This is a genomic window from Halorubellus litoreus (genome assembly GCF_037081675.1).
In the GTDB taxonomy this organism is placed as follows: Archaea; Halobacteriota; Halobacteria; order Halobacteriales; family Natrialbaceae; genus Halorubellus; species Halorubellus litoreus.
In genome coordinates this window covers 33,813-52,670 of sequence record NZ_JAZAQL010000005.1, presented here as the reverse complement: position 1 = coordinate 52,670, position 18,858 = coordinate 33,813, and the positions used below count along the sequence as shown (strand labels likewise).

Below are 18,858 nucleotides of genomic sequence, written 5' to 3'. Positions count from 1 at the left end.
CGTGGCTATGACACGTTCTCCCGCGCTCCGTCGTCGCTACCAGCTCACTGCGTCGGGCCGGACGCTTCGATGACGCCTTCGACGTCGACGAGGCCGACCGGCTCGGTTCGCTCGCCGTTCTCGACGCGGTGGAGGAGGCCGGCGACGAGCGGATGGTCGGCTGCCTCGTCCGTCGCGTCCTCGCTCGGCGTCACGTACTTGAGCGGGAACAGTTCGACGCCGTCGACGGTATCCACTCGGATGCCGGCGGATTGCCGGTCCTGGGGCATGTCGAAGACGATGATCCGCTGGTCGTTCTCGGGGGGTTCGTCGACGCGCGTCGGGAAGTGACTGCGCGCGTCGATTATCGCGGTGATCTCGCCGCGCAGGTCCATGATGCCGTCGATGGCGTTCGCGGCGCGCGGGACGCGCGTCAACTCGCCGACCTTGACGATGTTCTTCACGGCGTCGACGTTCATCGCGAGGCGGCGGTCGCCGACGCGGAACACGACGAACTGCTCGACTTCGTCGGGCTCCCCGTCGCCGCCAGCGCGCTCCGTCTCCGGGTCTCTGGTCTCCTCGTCGGACGGCGAGGAGACCTCGACGTCCTGTAGTTCGTCGGGGAGGTCCGCGGACATTCTCGTGTTCGCTAATCCGTATGCACGGATAAAAATCTGCCCCCCGACCGGTTCGTTCGGCGGGGTCGCGCGGTTCGGGTGAGGTCACGCGGTTCGGGTGAGGTCACGCGGTTCGGGTGAGGTCACGCGGTTCGGGTGAGGTCACGCGGTTCGGGTGGGGTCGCGCGCTTCGGGCGGCGTCCCCGGGTCGCGTGACTACGCGCAGGCGGCGTGGGTCACCACGCGCAGGCGGCGGTGAGGACGTACGCGAACGCGAGGACGACCATCGCGTGGACGGTCACGGCTGGCGATTCGACGCGCCCGTATCGGTGTGCGCCGACGACGAGGAGGACGATGGTTGGGGCGGCGAGCGCGAGGAGTTCGTGGGGCGCGAGTCCCGTGGCGACGAGCGCGGTGACGCCACCGAGACCGAGTATAGCGGTGAAAATATAGAGTCGTCTGAGCGTGCGCGCGTCGAGTGTGACGGCGAGCGTGCGCTTCCCGACCTGGGCGTCGGCGCGTCGGTCGGGCCACTGGGTGGCGAGGAGGTTCGTGAACACGATGGCGGTGAACGGGAGGAAGGTGAGGACGTCGACGACGTCGAGTGCCGTGCCGGTGACGGCGACGCCGTACAGGGGGAGTGCGAGGCCGCCGAGGAGGGCGTTCGTGAGTTCGCCGAGGCCGCGCCACGCGAGTCGCGGCCCGAGCGAGTACGCGACGCCGGCGACGAGGATGACGGCGAGGAGCGCGGTTGCGGTCGCTGGGAGCCCGGCGACGGCGCTCGCGAGGAGTGCGACGACGGCGAGTGCGCTCGCGCCGACGAGTGCGCGCCACGCGAAGGCTCTGTCCAGCCCGGTGGCGTGGAGGACGCCGCTGCCGCCGGAGTACGGCGTGCGGGTGGTGAGCGCGTCGGTCTCGTAGTCGGCGTACTCGTTCGCGTAGTGCACGGCGACCGCGACAGCGAGGAGCGCGCCGACCCCGACGAGGACGTTCGCGTGCTCGCCGCCGCGGGCGACCGCGACGAGCACGCCGAGCGCGTAAACGACGCAGATGAGCGCGAGCTGGTCGGGGCGCGCCATTCCGGCGAGCGCGACGGCGTACCGACGCCGGCGACTTCGACGCTCTGTCACGGTCGTCAATTGGGGCGAGACGACCGTATGCGTGTCGGCGAGTTGCGGAGTGGTGCCCCGCGGTGGCGGTCGTCGTGGACCGCCGAGACGCGCACCACACCAGTCGGAAGTTTCAACCGTGATAATCGTGAATGGGTTCGACATGAGTTCGAGTGGGCGGACCGACGACGTCGCCACCAGCGTCCTGACGGCCCTCGGCAACAAGTACAGCGCCGAGATCCTCTGTGCGGCGCGGACGCCGACGTCCGTCCAGGACCTCAGCGACGAGCTGGGCGTCCCCATCGCGACGTGCTATCGTCGCATCGAGGAGTTGGAGTCCGTGGGACTCCTCCAGTGCGAGGGCCGACAGCTCTCGGACGAGGGGCGGCGAACGAACGTCTACCGGCGGACGCTCGACGAGTTCGCCATCGAGTTCACGGGCGAGGGACCGACCCTGTCGACCGAGGACCGGTCGGCCGCGAAGAACCAGATTCAGGAGCAGATGGAGTGACCGCCGCCCAGCGTCACCGGACCGGCTGGTGACGGTGGCCGCGGTCCGCTCGCGACCGTGCTCGTGTCGTCGATTCCTTCGGGACGAACCTGCGACGAGCGACGCGCTCGCGGCGGATGAGCACGTTCAAGTGCACGTGGGAGAAGCGTGGAGTATGATTGAGCGAATACCGTCGGCGTCCGCGGAGCGTCTCGAGGACGCGCGACGGACGCTGTACGTGGGCCGGGACCGACCGTTACGCATCTCCGCCGGGCACCGCATCCAGCACCACGACGGGAAGTGCTCGCGCCCGCACGGCCACAACTACGAGATCGCGGTCGCGATCACGGGCGACGTCACCGAGGAGGGCTGGGTCGTCGACAAAGGCGACGTGACCGACGTCGTCGACGAGTGGGACCACCGGTTCCTGCTCGAAGCGGACGACCCGCTCGTCGACGCGTTCGAGGAGGCTGGCGACGGGGACGCGGTCGTCACGCTGGAGCGCCCGCCGACGGCGGAGGTCATGAGCGTCGTCCTGGAGACGAAGCTGCTGGACGCGCTCCCGGAGTCGGTCGCTGACGTTCGCGTGCAGGTCGCCGAGACGAGCGAACTCACTGGCGGCAGCCCGCTCTAGGGATGCCCGTCACCGACAGCATCGACGACGGCGACGACGGCGAGGACTCGGACGCGACGAGGGCTGCAGGCGACGACGCCACCGCCCCGGAGGGCGACGCGCTCCCGGTGAACGAGCTGTTCGAGTCCCTCCAGGGCGAGGGCAAGCTCGCTGGAACGCCGTCGGTCTTCGTCCGCACGAGCGGCTGTAACCTCCGCTGCTGGTACTGCGACTCCTATCACACGTCGTGGGAGCCGACGCACGCGTGGATGAGCCTCGACGACGTCGTCGCCGAAGTCGAATCCTTCGACGCCGACCACGTCGTCCTCACCGGCGGCGAACCGCTCGTGCACGACGCGAGCGAGACGCTCCTCGAGCGCCTCGCCGACCGCGGCTATCACACCACCGTGGAGACGAACGGCACCATCGCGCCCGACGCCCCGATGGACCTCGCCTCTATCTCGCCGAAGCTCGCGAACAGCGTGCCGACGCGCGAACGCGACCCGAAGGGCGACGGCGAGTGGGCCGACCGCCACGACGACCGCCGCATCGACCTCGACGCCCTGACCGCGCTCGTGGAATCGTACGACAGCCAACTGAAGTTCGTCGTCTCCGAGGCCGACGACCTCGCGGAGGTGAACGCGCTCGTCGAACGCATCCGTGACGCGACGACGGCGACCGTCCGCGACGCGGACGTCCTCCTGATGCCCGAGGGCGCGACCCGCGAGCGACTCGCCGAGACCCGCGAGCGCGTCGCCGACCTCGCGCTCGAACACGGCTACCGGTACACGCCACGCCTGCACGTCGACCTCTGGAACGACGCCCCCGAAACGTGACTCCCTACGAGCACGCCATGACCGACGACATCACCGACCAAGCGGACGCATCGAACGACGACCAGGACGCGACCGACGAGCGCGACGACGAGACCGCAGAGAACGACGCCGCGAAGACCGGAACCGACGAGAAGCGCGCGGTCGTGCTCGCGTCCGGCGGGATGGATTCGGCGACGGCGGCGTCCGTCGCCGCCGACCGCGGGTACGAACTCTTCCTGCTGCACACGTCGTACGGTCAGAACACGGCGGACCGCGAGTACGAGTGCGCTCGTGCGCTCGCCGACGCGGTCGACGCGGTGGACTTCCTGCACGTCGAGACCGGGCACCTCGCGGCCATCGGCGCGTCGAGCCTGACCGACGACGAGATGGCGGTCGCCGACGCCGACCTCGGGGACGACGAGGTACCGAGTTCGTACGTGCCGTTCCGGAACGCGAACTTGCTCGCGATGGCCACCTCGTACGCGGAGGCGAACGACTGCGAGGCGGTGTTCATCGGCGCGCACAGCGAGGACTTCTCGGGCTACCCCGACTGTCGCCCGGCGTTCTTCGATGCGTTCCAGGGCGTCGTCGACGCGGGGACGAAGGACGATACCGACGTCGAGATCCGCGCGCCGTTCGTCGAGTGGTCGAAGACCGACATCGCCGAGCGCGGCCTCGAACTCGGCGTTCCCTACGAGCACACGTGGAGTTGCTATCGCGAGAACGAACCGGCGTGCGGGACGTGCGACGCGTGCGCGTTCCGCCTGCAGACGTTCCAGCGCCTCGACGAACGCGACCCGATCGCGTACGCCGAGCGCCCGGACTACGTCGACGACGCTGACTGAGTCGGAGGCCGCAGAACGAGGGTGATAGCGCTCGACGACCGGTATTTCACTTGCACCGGGGGTGTGGGGTTCGGTCGCGACGCGGCCGCGCCCTGCCTCGCTCGCTACTCGCTCGGACTGGCCGTCGGGTCGTCCTCGGCCGGGCCGGCGTCGCGTTCGCGCGCGAGGACGGTGACGGCGATGCCGGCGAGCGCCACCGCGCCGCCGACGACGGTGAGCCACCCCGGGACCTCCGCGAAGATGACGAGCGCGAGCACCGCCGCGCCGACGGGCTCGCCGAGGAGTGAGACGGAGACGACCGCGGACTCGACGCGTTCGAGCAGCCAGTTGATGACGGTGTGCCCGAAGAAGCCCGGGCCGATAGCCATCGCGGCGAACAGCACCCACTCGACGGCTGGATAACCGAGGAGGTCGTGGTCCTGCGCGAGCGCGGTGACGAGGAGCGCGACCGTGCATGCACCGTAGACGACGGTCGTGTACGGGAACACGCGAACGCGCTGGCGGAGCGACCGCCCGACGAGGACGTACGCCGCGGCCATCACCGCGGAGGCGACGGCGAGCGCGTTCCCGAGCAGCGGGTCGGAGACCGTCGAGGACCCCGAGGCGTCCAGCCCGATGAGTGCCGCGCCGACGACCGCGACGACGATACCGAGAACCATCCGGGGCGTGATGCGGTCCGAGAGGACGAGCCACGCGCCGATGGCGACGAACACGGGCTGGGTCTGGACGAGCGTCGCGCTCGCGGCGATCGTGGTGAGGTCGATGCTGACGAACCAGAGCGCGAAGTGCGCGGCGAGCGCGACGCCCGCGACCACCGCGATCGCGAGGTCGCGTCGCGATATCTCGCGGAAGTCACCGGGATTCCGGTGGACTGCGAGCGGCGCGACGAGCGCCGTCATGAACAGCACGCGGTAGAACGCGATGACGGTACTGGGGGCGTCCTCGACGGCTCTGACGAGCGGCGCGCTCGTCGACACCGCGAGCACCGCGACGGCGAGGCCGACGACCGGTCGCTCCACGACCGCGCGCCGCACCCGACTGAACACACCTCCACGGTACGCGGACGGCCTCAAACCCGTTCCGGTACCGGCGAACCCGCGACCCCCGGTCCGGAGTCGGACCGCGGCCTCGCGGCGCGTGGCTCGCTACTCGGCGTCGCCGGGCGTGTCGAAGTCGTGGAAGTGCTCGCCCTCCTCCTTGCTCAGGACGTCGAGAGCCGCGGTCGCGCCGTCGCCGGCGGAGATGACGGCCTGCCACTCCTGGTCGCGGACCATCGCACCGGTCGCGTAGCAGTCCTCGATGGACGTCTCCATCGAGAGGGTCACGCTGACGGTGCCGTCGTCGTCGAACTCGCACCCCATCGCCTCGGCGAGGTCGCGGTCGGCGCCGGTCGCGAGCACGACGTAGTCGCCCTCGTAGCGACCGTCGACGTCCTCGGTCGTGTGGACGACGAACCCGTCCTCCGTGGTCTCGACGGACGTGACCGCTTCGCCCTGATGGCGTTCGACGCCGTACGAGTCCGCCTGTTCGCGAGATTCCTCGAGGAACCGCTCGCCGTCCATCGATTCGATGCCGAGATAGTTGAACAGGTGGGCCTTGTGAAGCCACGTCTCGTCCGTGTCGAACACCTTCGTCTCCTGCCCGTTCTTCGCGGTGAACAGCGCCGCGCTCAGGCCAGCGGGACCGCCACCGACGACGAGAACTCGTGCCATGCCATCACACAACGTGCGCTGGTGGAAAAAGCGTATCCGTCCCGGAACCGCGAGCGGGCCCCCTGCCGGTCCGCGTCGCTACTCGAGAAGACGCTTCGTGCGCTTGTGGCGGTCGCGGAACATCCCCTCGAACCCGACCTTCGCGAACGGCCCCGCGAGGTCGCCGAGCCCACCGAGGGGGAGCCGATAGTCGACGCGGTCGCGAACGACGGTGTCGTCGCCGTCGGCGTAGAACATGTGAGTGTGCCGCCACTCCCGGAACGGCCCGCCGCGCATCTCGTCGACGAAGTACGCCGACCCCTCGCTCTCCTCGCGCTCGACGATGACGGACGTCCAGGACTGCGCGGGCGTCACCCCGAACGGACGCATCCGCATCTCGATCTCCGCACCCGCCTCCAGGACGTCCGGGTCCACCTCGCCATCAGGTCCGCGGACCGCCAGCAACTCCAGTTCCATGAACGCCGGCGTCAACGCCTCCAGCCCCGACGCGTTCGAGTGGAACTCCCAGACAGCGTCGAACGGCGCACGAACCCGGACCTCCCGCGTGAACGTCGGCATACCCGGGAATTGACACCCGACGGGCATAACGCCGCTGGTCGGGGAACCCACGCCCACGACTCCTCGCGCGACCCAGAACACCAACCGCACCCAGAACACCAACCGCACCCAGAACACCAACCGCATCCAGCCCAACGACCTCTGCGACGACGCCCGACAGTCGACCCGCGTCGTTACTTCAATCGCTCCTGGAGGAACGACGGATGCGCTGCAGTCACGCCATCGATAGCGAGGATCTCGTCCTCGATGATCGCCCCGAGAGAGTCGCCGTCCTCCGCACGCACCTCCGCCATCAGCATGTGATCACCGCTGGACGTGTACAGCGACTCGACCGCGTCGAGCGCCTTCAACTTCCGAGTGTCCTCGACGTACTTCTCGCTCGCCACCTCGATACCGACGAGCGCGATCGACTGACTCGCGAGCTTCTTCGGGTCCACGTCCGCGGAGTACCCCACGATGACGCCCTCGGACTCGAGTTCCTTGATGTACTTCCGGACCGTCGGCTTCGAAACCCCCGCCCTCTCCGCGATCTCCGCGTGAGAGGCCTGCGCGTCCTCCTCGAGGATGGAGAGGATGCGGTCGGCGGTCGACTGCGTGCTCATATATGTAGAAGAAATTTGCGTCGGTGCGAAAGAAGCTTTCGGACCACCGAACTCCCCCTCGCAAGTCGAGAACCACGGCCTGCGAGCGCAGGCCGCGACCCGACCGATGGACGCGACGACGCAGCCGCGTTACGTGTGGCGGTCGAGCAGGTCGTAGCTCCGCTCCCACTCGTAGTCGTCGTCGAAGTACCGCTCCGCGAGCGGCTCCGCGGGCATCTCGCCGATGTCCTGCTTCTGCTGCTGGTAGGACACCGACTCGTCGTCGACGTAGAACCGACCCGTGAGGACCTCGCCCTCGTAGAGCGCCTCCTCGGCCTTCGTCATCATCTCCTGGGCTTCGGTGCGCGAGCCCAGGTCGAAGTCGTAGTCGTCGGACTCCTGGATGTCGATGTAGGGCACGTACTGGCGCGCGTCCTTGTTCCACGTCGGGCACTGCGTGAGGAAGTCGATGTGCGCGAACCCGTCGTGCTCGATGGCCTCCTTGATTATCTCCTTCGCCTGGTTCGGGTTCACCGCGGCCGTCCGCGCGATGTACGTCGCCCCGCTCGTCAACTGGAGCGAGAGCGGGCGGATCGGCGTCTTCGTGTTCCCGTGGGGCTGGGTCTTGGACTTGTGCCCCTTCGGACTCGTGGGACTCGTCTGCCCCTTCGTCAGCCCGAAGATCTCGTTGTTGAACACGATGTACGTCATGTCGTGGTTCTCGCGCGCGGTGTGCATCGTGTGATTCCCACCGATGCCGTACCCGTCGCCGTCACCGCCCGCCGCGATGACCTCGACGCCGGGGTTCGCGAGCTTCGCCGCACGCGCCACGGGCAGACTCCGCCCGTGGATCGTGTGGAACCCGTACGTGTCCAGGTAGCTGTTCAGCTTCCCCGAGCACCCGATGCCCGTCACCGTCAGGACCTCCTCGGGCGTCTTCCCGACCTCCGGGAGCGCCTGCTTCAGCGCCTTCAGGACGCCGAAGTCACCGCACCCCGGGCACCACGTCGGCTGGGGTTCGAGACCGGGCGTGAACTCCTCCCGGTCGATCTCTCGCTCGTCGTCGACTGCGTTGAATGCACTCATAGGTTAGTCACCTGCTGCAGGTTCGATGCGGACCTGCGCCTGCAGGTCCGACGTGTCGCCACCGTTGACGTTCGCTTCGAACCCCTCGACGACCTCCGCCGGCTCGAAGGGGTTCCCGTTGTACTTCAGGAGGCTGGTCATCTTGTCGCCGAACCGACCGAGCTCCTTCTGGGTGAGGCCGCGGAACTGCGCGGTCGCGTTCATCTCCACGACCATCGCCTCGTCCACGCTCTCCAGCCACGCCGTGACCTCCTCGACGGGGTACGGCATCATGTCCGACACGGACAGCGCCTTCACGGAGTGCCCGTTCTCGTTGAGCCGGTCGACGGCTTCCTTGACCGCGCCCTGACTCGACCCCCACGTGAGGATGCCGTACTCGGCTTCCTCGGGACCGAAGTACGTCTGCTGGGAGTCCTCGTCGAGTTCCGCGCGGATCGCTTCCTTCTTGCGCTTCCGACGGTCCATCTGTGCGACGCGGTTGTCGGGGTCCTCGCTGATGTGCCCGCTCGGGTTGTGCTCGTTCCCGCTGGCGAGATACCGGCCGTTCTGCTGGCCGGGGAGCGACCGTGGACTCACGCCCTCGGGCACGCCGTCGAAGTTCTCCTCGGGGTCGTGCTGGAACCGCTGGAACTTCCCGGAGTCCTCGTGGGCGGCCTCGAGGAGTTCCTCCTCGGTGAGCGTCGACCCGAGGTCGGGCGCGGGCTCGCGGTCGAAGAACTCGACGTCGACGTTCGTGTTCTCGCCGCCGAGCTTCTGGTCGTAGACGAGGATCGTGGGGATCTGGTAGTCCCATGCGATCTCGAACGCCTTCCGCGTCTGCTCGTAGGCTTCGCGGATGTTCCCGGGCGCGAACACGACGCGCTGGCTGTCGCCCTGGCTCGTGTAGAGGACGTGCTCGAGGTCGGCCTGTTCGGGCTTCGTCGGCATCCCCGTGGAGGGACCGGCGCGCATCGCTTCGACGAGCACGAGCGGCGTCTCGGTCTGCTCGGCGAGACCGAGGGGTTCGCTCATGAGCGCGAATCCACCGCCGGACGAACCGGACATCGCTTTCGCACCGTTGTGGCTGGCGCCCACGGCGAGCGCGGCTGCGGCGATCTCGTCCTCGACCTGCTCGGAGATGCCGCCCATCTCCGGAAGGTTCTGGCTCATGATGGTGAAGACGTCCGTCCACGGCGTCATCGGGTACCCGGCGATGAACCGGCAGCCGGCGTCGATGGCGCCGTACGCGATGGCGTTCGAGCCCGAGAGCAGCGCTTGCTCGCTCTCGTACTCGCCGGTGGGCGCACGGAGGTCGTGTGTCATCTCCGTGTTCTCCTTGACGTCCTCGTAGGTGTCCTCGAGGATGGTGACGTTCGCGTCGAGGATGTCGCCCGACATTGCCTCCTGCATGATCTCCTTGATGTGCTGGAGGTCCATGTCGAGGAGCGCGGCGGTGGCGGCGACGCCGGCGGTGTTCCGCATGACCTCGCGCCCGTGTTCCTTCGCGATCTCGCGGAGGTCCATCGGGTAGAGGTGCCAGCCGTTCTCCTCGGCTCGCTCCTCGAGGTCGAGTTCCGCGACGTCGTCCTCGTCGAGCAGGCCGGTGTCGTAGACGATGACGCCGCCCTCGCGGAGGTCGTCGAGGTTCTCGCTGAGTGGCTTCAGCTCCTCGTTCCCGTAGTAGGCGTTCTCCTTCGGGTTCCGCGCGAAGGAGTCGCCGAGGGCGAGGAGGAAGTTGTATCCGTCGCCGCGGGACCGCACGTCGTCGTCGGACGCGCGGATCTCGACGTACGTGTGGCCGCCGCGGATTCGAGAGGGATAGTGACGATGCGTGAAGATGTTCAGCCCCGAGCGCATCAGGGCCTTCGCGAAGTTCTGGCTCGTCGAGTCGATTCCGTCACCGGAACCGCCAGAGACGCGCCAGATGAGGTCGTCGTCAGTCATTGTTGGTAGTCACGGCCCATGCTGGACCTAGGTGTTTGGAGATTCACGAGAAACCGACTAAAGCCTTTGCTATCCATTAGCACACAATAATTGTGAAGAACCGGGGAACAGTTTCCGCGTTTCCGCAGACGGCGCCGACCCGGACTATTCCAAACGAACGTTCATCCGGGACGCGTCGACCTCTCGAAGAACCGACGAAAACGGGCGAATCCTACTCGTTACGCGGACTGCTCGGATGATAGTCGGTATCGTACTCGCCGACGTCGCCGTCGACCCGGTCGGGGTTAATGCGCCCCGAGAGGAGCATGAAGTCGACGAGCGTCAACGCGAGCATCGACTCGACGACCGGCACGCCCCGCGGCGGCAGCACGGGGTCGTGGCGGCCGATGACCTGCTCGGTCTTCTCTTCGCCCGTCTCCCAGTCCACGGTCTGCTGCTCTTTCGGGATCGACGTCGGCGCGTGCAGCGTCACCTCGCCGTAGATGGGTTCGCCCGACGAGATACCGCCCTGGATGCCGCCGTGGTCGTTCTCGACCGGGACCGGGTTGCCGTCGTCGTCGAACTCCCAGTCGTCGTTGCGCTCCTTCCCCGTCCACGTCGTCGCCTCGGTCCCGAGGCCGAACTCGAACGCGGTCGTCGCCGGCACCGCCATCATCGCCTGCCCGAGTCGCGCCGAGAGCGAATCGAACCGCGGCGCCCCCAGGCCCACGGGGACGCCCTCCGCGCGGAACTCGATGCTCCCACCGATGGAGTCGCCCTGTTCCTGGTACTCGTCGATGCGCTCGCGCATCGCCTCTGCGGTCTCGGGATGCCCGCACCGCACCGGGTTCTCCTCGCTGTGCTCGACCATCTCCGCGAAACTCACCGCTGGCGCCTCGATGTCGTCGATCTGATTCACGTGCGCCTTCAGCTCGACGCCCTCGCGAGCGAGGAGCTTCTTCGCGATAGCGCCCGCGGCGACCCAGTTCACGGTCTCGCGCGCCGACGACCGCCCACCACCGCCCCAGTTCCGCGTCCCGAACTTCGCAGAGTACGTGAAGTCCCCATGGGACGGCCGCGGCGCCGTGATGAACGGCTCGTACTTCCCGCTGCGAGCGTCCTTGTTCTCGATGACCATCCCGATGGGCGTCCCCGTCGTGTACCCGTCCTGGAGCCCGGACTTGATGGAGACCGCGTCCGGCTCCCCGCGACTCGTCGTGATCTTCGACTGCCCCGGCTTCCGCCGGTCGAGGTCCCGCTGGATGTCCTCCTCCGAGAGCTCCAAGCCCGCGGGACACCCCGAGACCGTCACGCCCATCGCCTCACCGTGGCTCTCGCCGAACGTCGTCACCTGGAAGAGCCGCCCGAACCGATTCCCGTTCATGCACGCCCCTACGCGCCCTACCCTTTCAACCCTGCCCTAGGTGCAATTCCGGCCCGCGTCCCAGACAACGGACCACTCACTCCGCAGCCGGGAATTCATGGGTGATGCCGCGGCAAGCGCCGGCATCGTCTGACCGACGCCGCCGGCGAGCCTGGACGGGAGCGTGACGACCTCGTCGGCGACCAGCAGCGACCGTCACCTGTCAGCCCATACGCCACGGAGACCCTCGAAGCGACCAGTCGCTACGATAGCGCCTCGGCGACGTCGTCGAGTCGACCCGCGGCGAACGGCACGAGCATCTCGTCGGGGTGGAGGCCGCCGTGCATCCCGACGAATCGCAGACTCTTCGCCGCCGCTCCCACGGCGCAGTAGACGCCGAGTTCGGGATGGAGAACGACGAGGTCGCCGACGCGACGCTCCGTCTCGGGACTCAGCGGGCCGTCCCCGTAGAGGTCCTGTGCGAGCGCGTCCTCGCCGTCAAGGACGAACGCGCCGACGTCGTTCTCGAGAACACGCCGAACGGCGGCCGTCGCGTCGTCGCGCACGTGCAGTTCGACGCTCCGCGGGCCGCCGGAGAGGTACACCGGCGACCCGTCACTGAAGCGTTCGAGGCCGTCGACGACCGTCGGGTACTCGGTGAGATCGACGTTCCGGTCCGGGACGGTATCTATCTGACCGTGGTCCGCGGTGAACGCGACGAGCACGTCGTCGTCGGCGTCGACCGCGGCCTCTGCGGCGGCGACCGCGTCCGCGACCGCGGTCCACGTCTCGTCCACGACGTCCGCGTACGCCGGGGAGTGGTTGCCGTCGTGGTGGCCGCTCCCGTCGATCTGCGGGAGGTAGACGTAGACGTAGGCCGGGTCGTCGGCGTCCTCGACGGCGTCCGCGACCGTCGCGGGGAGCGTCGCGAGGTCCTCGCCGTCGTACTGCGAGGCGGTTGCGCCCGAGTACGACGACGGGAACGGCGCGACCGTCCGGCAGTCGACGCCCCGTTCGTCGAGCCCGGGATACATCGCGTCGGCGGCGAACGCGTCCTCGGCGTCGTACGCGGAGACGTCGCTTCCGCCGGTGCCCTCGAACCTGAGCCCGAGGAACGAGGCGTCGAGAGCGGGGTCGTAGACGTCCCACCCGAGGACGCCGTGCTCGGCGGGATAGGCGCCCGTGTTGAGGGTCGTGATTGCGGCGGCGGTTTCGCTCGGGAACACGGACGTCAGCGGCGTCACCGTCGTCGCGCGCTCGACCGCCGAGACGACTGAGTGGTCGCGGTGGTCGTGCCACTGCGCGAGCCCGAACCCGTCGACGAGGAACAGGAGGACGTAGTCGACGTCCCGTTCGTCGTCAACCGAAACGCCAGGGACGTCGTCGTAGACGTCAGCGGGGAGGGCTCTGGTACCCGTTGGTTCGCCGAGCGCGCTCGTGAGCGTCCTCGGGACGTTCCCGAAGCAGTAGTCCTCGTACGCGGGGTAGAGCCGCGGCCCCTCCGTCTGGAACCGCTCGCGGAGGTCGGCCTCGACGTCGTCGCGGAGCATGTCGCAGCGAACGGAATCTGCGTACATGAAACCGACGCAGGCATGGGACTGTTTCACGAATTCCGCATCGCTCGGGGTCGTCCACGTACTCAGTCAGTCGAGGGGGTGAGCGTGCGCGCCGAGGTCCTCGAGGACCCCGAAGAATCCGGGGAAGGAGACGTCGACGTGCTCGCAGCCATGGATGGTGGTGTCGCCGTCGGCGACGAGTGCGGCGACGGCGAGCGCCATCACGATGCGATGATCGGCGCGGCCGTCGACGGTCGCACCCTCGAGGGTCGTCTCGCCGCCGTGGACGGTGAGCGCGTCCTGCTCTTCGGTGACGCTCGCGCCCATCTTCGCGAGTTCCTCCGCCATCGCGGTGACGCGGTCTGTCTCCTTGTACCGGACGTGCTCGGCGTTCTCGATGCGCGTGTCGCCGTCCGCGACCGCACCGAGGGCGGCGATTGTCGGGAGGAGGTCCGGCGTGTCGCCGACGTCGACCGTGACGCCCGCGAGGTCGGCCTGCTCGACGGTCACCGTACCCGCGTCGCGGTCCCAGTTCACGGGCGCACCCATCCGCTCGACGATGTCGATGATGGCGGCGTCTCCCTGCGCACTCGGGACCGCGCCTTCGACGGTGACCTCGGGGTCGCCGGCGACCGCGCCAGCCGCGAGGAGGTACGACATCGACGAGAAGTCACCGGGGACGCGGTACTCGCCGTCGGCCGCGGCGTACGGCTGCCCGCCGTCGACGTGGTAGCCGGCGACGGCGTCGGCGGTCTCGCCAGCGGTCGCTTCCGCCGCGACGCCGAACGCGTCGAGGACGTCGAGCGTGATGTCGACGTACGGCGCGGACTTCAACTCGGTTTCGAGGGCGACGTCGACGCCGTCGTCGGTGAGTGCGCCCGCCATCAGGAGCGCGGTGACGAACTGCGAGGAGACGTCCCCGGGGATGCTCGCCGTTCCACCCACCATCGGGCCGTCGACGACGAGCGGCGCCTGTCCGTTCGAGCGCGTGCTCCGCGCTGTCGCGCCGAGCTGTTCGAGCGCGTCCAGAAGCGGGCCCTGGGGGCGCGAGCGGAGCGACGAGTCGCCCGTGAGGACGGTCGTGCCGTCGACGAGTCCCGCGACCGCGGTGACGAGTCGCATCGTCGTCCCGCTGTTCGCGCAATCGACGACGTCGTCGGGCGTGCCCGGTGACCCGGAGAGGCCCTCGACGACCGCCTCGGTGCCGTCCTCGGCGAAGGCGACCGACCCGCCGAAGGCCTCCACGGCGCGAGCGGTCGCTCGCGTGTCCGCACTCACGAGCGGGTCGTGAACCGTGGCGCCGTCGCCGAGACCGGCGGCGAGGATGGCTCGATGCGTGTAGCTCTTCGAGGGCGGGGCGCGTGCAGTCCCCGAGACCGACGAGGGAGAGACGTGTGCGTCCATGCCCCAGCCGTGGACCCCAGGTGGGTTATGGGTACCGACGGCGACAACGTCCGCCGGTCCGGAAGCGCGACGGCACCCATCGCGTTCGAACCGGGTTCCGTCGGCGAGCGACCCAAGTTCGTCGGGCACCATCGTCCTCGTATGCCAGTGGAATCGCCGGATCCGCGGACCGTGGACGTCCTCGTCGTGCACGCCGACGACGTCGTCGCGGCGCTCGCGGCGACCGCGCAGGGGCGCGAGACCGTCCTCCGGGTGACGCCGCCGTTCCGACGACGACAACGTGCCCGCATCCACGTGCCCGGAGAGATGAAACCCAAACAGGCGGTACCGCCGGAGAGCAACCCGGCCGGGGAGACCGCGCTGAGCGACGGGACTGACGTCGACCCGCTCCTCGTTCCCGCAGACGCATTCGTCGACGAGCACGCCCCGTCGTTCCCCCGAGCACCCGACACAGAACCGAAACCAGCCGAATCCCCGGAGTACGACGTCGAAGAACACTTCGACCGTCACGAGGACGCGGTCGCCGACTGGCGAGAGCGAGTCCCCGAGCACTTCCGCGAACGAACTCACGTCACCGGGCCGAACGACGAGCGCTGCGAGTTCGAGGTGCGGTACCTCGGGGCAGTGAAACAGTAGACGTAAGCCCGACCGTTCCGAGGGTACGCGCATGGACCCGGACTTCGCCGCACTGGATGCGTACCTCGACGAGCACAACCTCGACGGGTACGCGTTCGCCGACGACGAGTCGAACTCCGACCTCTACTACACGACCGGTTTCGGCGCACCGGACCCGTTCGTCGGCGTGTACACGCCCGACGAGACCGCCATCCTCGTGTCGTCGCTCGAGTACGGTCGCGCGAAGAAGGAGGCGCGCGCCGACACCGTGAAGCGCCGCTCCGAGTACGAACCGCGCGAGAAGCAAGCCGAGTACGGCGAGGACCGCGTCCAGCAGAAGGTCGTCTCGGAGTTCCTCGCGGACGTCGGCGTCGAGTCCGTCGCCACCCAGCACGGATTCCCCGCTGGGCTCGCGGACGGCCTCCGCGAGGAGGGCGTCACGGTCGACCCCGAGTCGACCGCGAGCGGTGTCGTCACGGACGTCCGTGCGGTGAAGACCGAAGAGGAACTCGAGTACGTGCGCGAAGCCCAGAAGGCGAACGAGAACGCGATGGCCGCCGCGGAGGCACTCATCCGCGAGGCGACCGTCGAGGACGGCGTCCTCCAGTACGAGGGCGAACCGTTGACGAGCGAGCGCGTCACCGAGGAGATCGAGGTGGCGCTCATCCGCGAAGGGTGTGCGCTCGACGAGACCATCGTCGCGTGCGGCGCGGACGCCGCCGACCCCCACGACCGCGGGAGCGGTCCGCTCGAAGCCGGTGAGACCATCATCATCGACATCTTCCCGCGGAACAAGGCGTCGAAGTACCACGCCGACATGACGCGGACGTTCGTCAAAGGCGAGGCGACCGACACCCAGCGCGACTGGCACGCCGTCACCGACGAGGCGCGGAAGGCCGCCCTCGACGCCGTCGAAGCCGGCGCGACCGGCGAGGAGGTGAACCAGGCGGTCGTCGACGTCTACCAGGACGCCGGTCACCCGACCGTCTTCACCGACCCCGACACCGAGACCGGATTCATTCACTCGACCGGACACGGCGTCGGCCTGGACGTCCACGAAGCCCCCTCGATATCGCTGAACGGCGAGGAACTCGAAGCCGGACACGTCATCACCATCGAACCCGGCCTCTACGACCCCGCCGTCGGCGGCGTCCGCATCGAAGACATCGTCGTCGTCACCGAGGACGGCTACGAGAACCTCACTGACTACCCCATCGAGCTCGAAGTCGAGTAGGTCCCTGGACGTCGGCGAGTGGCGGTATCGAACGGCTTTTCTCCCGCGGTCGGCTACTCGCGTCCAGATGCGAGTACTCGTCGTCGGCGCCGGGACGATGGGTCGCTGGTTCGGGGGGCTCGTGGACGCACGCGTCGCGTTCGCGGACGCCGACCCCGCCGCGGCCGACCGCGCAGCCGCAGCCGTCGACGACGCCGAGACGGCACCGCTGGACCCGAACGACGCGGCCGCTAACGCAGACGCGGACGGGGCGCGGTTCGACGTCGTCTGCGTTGCAGTCCCGATGACGGTCGCACCCGACGTCATCGCCCCCCAAGCGAGTCGAGCGACCAGCGCGGTCGTCGACGTCGCCGGCGAGATGGGCGGCCCGGTGAGCGCGATGCGCGAGCACGCACCCGACCTGGAACGCCTGAGCCTCCACCCGCTGTTCGCCCCCGAGAACGCCCCCGGCTCGATCGCAGCCGTGCACGACCAGCCCGGTCCCGTCACCGATGCACTCCGCGACTCGCTCGCCGCGAGCGGGAACGACGTCTTCGACACGACCGTCGACGAGCACGACACCGCGATGGAGTCAGTGCAGGCCGCCACGCACGCCGCGATCCTCGCGTGGCGGCTCGCCACCGACGACGTCCGCGAGGAGTTCCACACGCCGCTCTCGCGCGAACTCGCCGACCTCGCCGCGCACGTCACGAGACAGGAACCACGCGTCTACGCCGACATCGCCGACCGATACGCGGCCGGCCGCCACGCCCTCGCGGACGCAGTCGCGCGGCTCGCCGACGCCGACCATGACGCCTTCCTCGACGCGTTCGCCGACGCCAGCGAACGCGCCCATGACGCCACAGACACCGCGCACGACGCCACGGACACCACCCACGACGACGTCACCGACCACCGATGACGAACGACGGACAACCGACGAGAGACACAGGGACCACCGATGACAGATAGAGACGCCATCCGGAACAACGCGAAGTACCTCCAGAACGTCCGCCCGATCGACCCCGAGGAGATCTGCGAGTACGTCGACGGCCACCCCCATCCCGCGGTCGTGAAGCGAATCCTCCACGAGGAAGCGGTCGACCTCGGACTCGTCCAACAGGCCGACGGCACGTTCGTGCCCGTCAACGAGAACCCCATCGAGTACCGCCGCGTCGACGTCGACAAGTTCCCCGTCGGGTACGCGCGAACGTTCGAGGACGAACTCGTCGCCGCGTACGGCCCCGACTGGCATCGCGGCGACAGCGGCGACGCGCTCCGCGAGACCATCCGCCGGATGAAGGACGACTACTACCACCAGCGCGACGTCACGTACGACCAGCAGGCCGCGCTCGCGTACGGCTGCTATCACCTCCCCGACTTCTACGCCGCCATCCAGTACGTGCTCGCCGACCTCACCGAGAAGAACCTGCTCGGTCGCGACCTCCGCGTCCTCGACGTCGGCGCCGGCGTCGGCGGCCCCGCACTCGGCCTCCACGACTTCCTCCCGAACGACGCGCTCGTCGACTACCACGCGCTCGAACCGAGCGCGAACGCGGACGTCCTCGAATCGATGCTCGACGAGACCGGCGACAACTTCCACACCACCGTCCACCGAGACCGCGCCGAAGACTTCGACCCTCGCGCAGACGCGGACCAAGCATGGGACCTCGTCGTGTTCGCGAACGTCCTCAACGAACTCGCCGACCCCGAAACCGTCCTCGAGACGTACACGAACGCGGTCGCCGACGACGGCGCACTCCTCGCACTCGCCCCCGCCGACCAGAACACCGCCACCGGCCTCCGAACCGCCGAACGGGCCGTCGTCGAATCGACGAACGCGACCGTCTACTCGCCGACCGTCCGCCTCTGGCCCGGCCACGAACCCACCGACCGCGGGTGGACGTTCGACGTGAAACACGACCTCGACGTCCCCGACTTCCAACGCCGCCTCGACGACGCCACCCCCGAATCCGACGCCGAGCACGCACCCGGCGAGTTCGTGAACGTAGACGTCCAATACGCGTACAGCATCCTCCGCCGCGACACCACCCGCCGCCTCGACGTCACCGCCACCACGAACAAGTACGCTCGCATGGCCGAGACCGAGACGCACGTCCCCAACCGCATCAAAGCCATCGCGGTGAAACTCTCCCACGACCTCACCGACCACGACGACGCCAACCCCCTCTACAAGGTCGGCGACGGCAGCGAGGCCATCGACCACTACGCCGTCCTCACGAACGAAACCGCACTCAACGACGACCTCCGGCGCGCCGACTACGGCGACCTCCTCACGTTCGACGGCGCCCTCGCCCTCTGGAACGACGACGAAGAAGCCTACAACCTCGTCGTCGACGAACACACGACCGTCGACCACGCACCAGCACCACTCTGAGC

19 protein-coding genes are annotated in these 18,858 nt (G+C 68.6%); 8 read left to right on the top strand and 11 right to left on the bottom strand.

Features of this window, described 5'->3' with window-relative positions; all coding sequences use genetic code 11:
- Window positions 1-44: 44 nt before the first annotated feature.
- Both VYJ16_RS19550 and VYJ16_RS19545 read right to left on the bottom strand, forming a co-directional pair.
- A complete protein-coding gene (locus VYJ16_RS19550; protein ID WP_336352005.1) occupies window positions 45-617 on the bottom strand; it encodes a chemotaxis protein CheW in 573 nt (190 codons plus the stop codon).
- Window positions 618-832: 215 nt separating this feature from the next.
- Window positions 833-1,726: a prenyltransferase gene (locus VYJ16_RS19545; protein WP_336352004.1), complete on the bottom strand. Its 894-nt coding sequence runs from the start codon at window positions 1,724-1,726 to the stop codon at window positions 833-835.
- 142 nt (window positions 1,727-1,868) lie between these two features.
- Here VYJ16_RS19545 and VYJ16_RS19540 point away from each other — a divergent pair, with 142 nt between their 5' ends.
- The 4 genes from VYJ16_RS19540 to queC all read left to right on the top strand — a co-directional run bounded on the left by VYJ16_RS19540 (window position 1,869) and on the right by queC (window position 4,468).
- Window positions 1,869-2,216: a helix-turn-helix domain-containing protein gene (locus tag VYJ16_RS19540; RefSeq protein ID WP_336352003.1), complete on the top strand. Its 348-nt coding sequence runs from the start codon at window positions 1,869-1,871 to the stop codon at window positions 2,214-2,216.
- Window positions 2,217-2,370: 154 nt separating this feature from the next.
- Entirely contained in the window at window positions 2,371-2,829 is a 459-nt protein-coding gene (locus VYJ16_RS19535; RefSeq protein WP_336352002.1) for a 6-pyruvoyl trahydropterin synthase family protein, read from the top strand.
- A gap of 2 nt (window positions 2,830-2,831) precedes the next feature.
- Complete coding sequence (locus VYJ16_RS19530; RefSeq protein WP_336352001.1) at window positions 2,832-3,644, top strand: 7-carboxy-7-deazaguanine synthase QueE; 813 nt, start codon at window positions 2,832-2,834, stop codon at window positions 3,642-3,644.
- A 17-nt stretch (window positions 3,645-3,661) separates the two neighbouring features.
- Window positions 3,662-4,468 carry a 7-cyano-7-deazaguanine synthase QueC gene (gene queC / locus VYJ16_RS19525; RefSeq protein ID WP_336352000.1) on the top strand — a complete coding sequence of 269 codons (807 nt, stop codon included), beginning with the start codon at window positions 3,662-3,664 and terminating at the stop codon, window positions 4,466-4,468.
- A gap of 104 nt (window positions 4,469-4,572) precedes the next feature.
- Here the strand turns inward: queC and VYJ16_RS19520 are convergent, their stop codons facing one another.
- From VYJ16_RS19520 to aroA, 9 genes are all read right to left on the bottom strand, one after another.
- On the bottom strand, window positions 4,573-5,514 hold the full coding sequence (locus VYJ16_RS19520; protein ID WP_336351999.1) for a DMT family transporter: 942 nt from the start codon (window positions 5,512-5,514) through the stop codon (window positions 4,573-4,575).
- 99 nt (window positions 5,515-5,613) lie between these two features.
- The gene (locus tag VYJ16_RS19515; protein ID WP_336351998.1) at window positions 5,614-6,180 is read right to left on the bottom strand and encodes an FAD-dependent oxidoreductase; all 567 of its coding nucleotides are present in this window, start codon (window positions 6,178-6,180) and stop codon (window positions 5,614-5,616) included.
- A 78-nt stretch (window positions 6,181-6,258) separates the two neighbouring features.
- Window positions 6,259-6,738: an SRPBCC family protein gene (locus VYJ16_RS19510; protein ID WP_336351997.1), complete on the bottom strand. Its 480-nt coding sequence runs from the start codon at window positions 6,736-6,738 to the stop codon at window positions 6,259-6,261.
- Window positions 6,739-6,911: 173 nt separating this feature from the next.
- Window positions 6,912-7,340: an HTH-type transcriptional regulator LrpA1 gene (gene lrpA1, locus VYJ16_RS19505; protein WP_336351996.1), complete on the bottom strand. Its 429-nt coding sequence runs from the start codon at window positions 7,338-7,340 to the stop codon at window positions 6,912-6,914.
- A 129-nt stretch (window positions 7,341-7,469) separates the two neighbouring features.
- A complete protein-coding gene (locus VYJ16_RS19500) occupies window positions 7,470-8,405 on the bottom strand; it encodes a thiamine pyrophosphate-dependent enzyme (RefSeq protein WP_336351995.1) in 936 nt (311 codons plus the stop codon).
- A gap of 3 nt (window positions 8,406-8,408) precedes the next feature.
- Window positions 8,409-10,328 carry a 2-oxoacid:acceptor oxidoreductase subunit alpha gene (locus VYJ16_RS19495; protein WP_336351994.1) on the bottom strand — a complete coding sequence of 640 codons (1,920 nt, stop codon included), beginning with the start codon at window positions 10,326-10,328 and terminating at the stop codon, window positions 8,409-8,411.
- A 211-nt stretch (window positions 10,329-10,539) separates the two neighbouring features.
- Window positions 10,540-11,691: a chorismate synthase gene (gene aroC / locus VYJ16_RS19490; protein WP_336351993.1), complete on the bottom strand. Its 1,152-nt coding sequence runs from the start codon at window positions 11,689-11,691 to the stop codon at window positions 10,540-10,542.
- A gap of 242 nt (window positions 11,692-11,933) precedes the next feature.
- Window positions 11,934-13,247, bottom strand: coding sequence for an alkaline phosphatase family protein (locus tag VYJ16_RS19485; RefSeq protein ID WP_336351992.1), 1,314 nt, complete (start codon window positions 13,245-13,247; stop codon window positions 11,934-11,936).
- A gap of 66 nt (window positions 13,248-13,313) precedes the next feature.
- Window positions 13,314-14,630, bottom strand: a complete 1,317-nt coding sequence (gene aroA / locus VYJ16_RS19480; RefSeq protein ID WP_336351991.1) for a 3-phosphoshikimate 1-carboxyvinyltransferase — start codon at window positions 14,628-14,630, stop codon at window positions 13,314-13,316.
- Window positions 14,631-14,771: 141 nt separating this feature from the next.
- On the opposite strand from aroA, the gene VYJ16_RS19475 reads away from it, so the two are divergent.
- The 4 genes from VYJ16_RS19475 (at window position 14,772) to VYJ16_RS19460 (ending at window position 18,856) form a co-directional block, all read left to right on the top strand.
- Complete coding sequence (locus tag VYJ16_RS19475; protein WP_336351990.1) at window positions 14,772-15,266, top strand: DUF8009 family protein; 495 nt, start codon at window positions 14,772-14,774, stop codon at window positions 15,264-15,266.
- 31 nt (window positions 15,267-15,297) lie between these two features.
- Window positions 15,298-16,479, top strand: coding sequence for a Xaa-Pro peptidase family protein (locus tag VYJ16_RS19470; protein ID WP_336351989.1), 1,182 nt, complete (start codon window positions 15,298-15,300; stop codon window positions 16,477-16,479).
- 67 nt (window positions 16,480-16,546) lie between these two features.
- On the top strand, window positions 16,547-17,380 hold the full coding sequence (locus tag VYJ16_RS19465; protein WP_336351988.1) for a prephenate dehydrogenase: 834 nt from the start codon (window positions 16,547-16,549) through the stop codon (window positions 17,378-17,380).
- Between the two features lie 39 nt (window positions 17,381-17,419).
- The gene (locus VYJ16_RS19460; protein WP_336351987.1) at window positions 17,420-18,856 is read left to right on the top strand and encodes a small ribosomal subunit Rsm22 family protein; all 1,437 of its coding nucleotides are present in this window, start codon (window positions 17,420-17,422) and stop codon (window positions 18,854-18,856) included.
- Window positions 18,857-18,858: the final 2 nt, after the last annotated feature.

Bases quoted from the DNA above. Each gene is read 5' to 3' on its own strand.
- VYJ16_RS19540 (WP_336352003.1), top strand. From the start codon at position 1,869: ATGAGTTCGAGTGGGCGGACCGACGACGTCGCCACCAGCGTCCTGACG.
- VYJ16_RS19550 (WP_336352005.1), bottom strand. From the start codon at position 617: ATGTCCGCGGACCTCCCCGACGAACTACAGGACGTCGAGGTCTCCTCG.
- VYJ16_RS19485 (WP_336351992.1), bottom strand. From the start codon at position 13,247: ATGTACGCAGATTCCGTTCGCTGCGACATGCTCCGCGACGACGTCGAG.
- VYJ16_RS19465 (WP_336351988.1), top strand. From the start codon at position 16,547: ATGCGAGTACTCGTCGTCGGCGCCGGGACGATGGGTCGCTGGTTCGGG.
- VYJ16_RS19475 (WP_336351990.1), top strand. From the start codon at position 14,772: ATGCCAGTGGAATCGCCGGATCCGCGGACCGTGGACGTCCTCGTCGTG.
- VYJ16_RS19495 (WP_336351994.1), bottom strand. From the start codon at position 10,328: ATGACTGACGACGACCTCATCTGGCGCGTCTCTGGCGGTTCCGGTGAC.
- VYJ16_RS19470 (WP_336351989.1), top strand. From the start codon at position 15,298: ATGGACCCGGACTTCGCCGCACTGGATGCGTACCTCGACGAGCACAAC.
- VYJ16_RS19535 (WP_336352002.1), top strand. From the start codon at position 2,371: ATGATTGAGCGAATACCGTCGGCGTCCGCGGAGCGTCTCGAGGACGCG.
- VYJ16_RS19515 (WP_336351998.1), bottom strand. From the start codon at position 6,180: ATGGCACGAGTTCTCGTCGTCGGTGGCGGTCCCGCTGGCCTGAGCGCG.
- queC (WP_336352000.1), top strand. From the start codon at position 3,662: ATGACCGACGACATCACCGACCAAGCGGACGCATCGAACGACGACCAG.
- VYJ16_RS19510 (WP_336351997.1), bottom strand. From the start codon at position 6,738: ATGCCGACGTTCACGCGGGAGGTCCGGGTTCGTGCGCCGTTCGACGCT.
- lrpA1 (WP_336351996.1), bottom strand. From the start codon at position 7,340: ATGAGCACGCAGTCGACCGCCGACCGCATCCTCTCCATCCTCGAGGAG.
- aroC (WP_336351993.1), bottom strand. From the start codon at position 11,691: ATGAACGGGAATCGGTTCGGGCGGCTCTTCCAGGTGACGACGTTCGGC.
- VYJ16_RS19460 (WP_336351987.1), top strand. From the start codon at position 17,420: ATGACAGATAGAGACGCCATCCGGAACAACGCGAAGTACCTCCAGAAC.
- aroA (WP_336351991.1), bottom strand. From the start codon at position 14,630: ATGGACGCACACGTCTCTCCCTCGTCGGTCTCGGGGACTGCACGCGCC.
- VYJ16_RS19530 (WP_336352001.1), top strand. From the start codon at position 2,832: ATGCCCGTCACCGACAGCATCGACGACGGCGACGACGGCGAGGACTCG.
- VYJ16_RS19500 (WP_336351995.1), bottom strand. From the start codon at position 8,405: ATGAGTGCATTCAACGCAGTCGACGACGAGCGAGAGATCGACCGGGAG.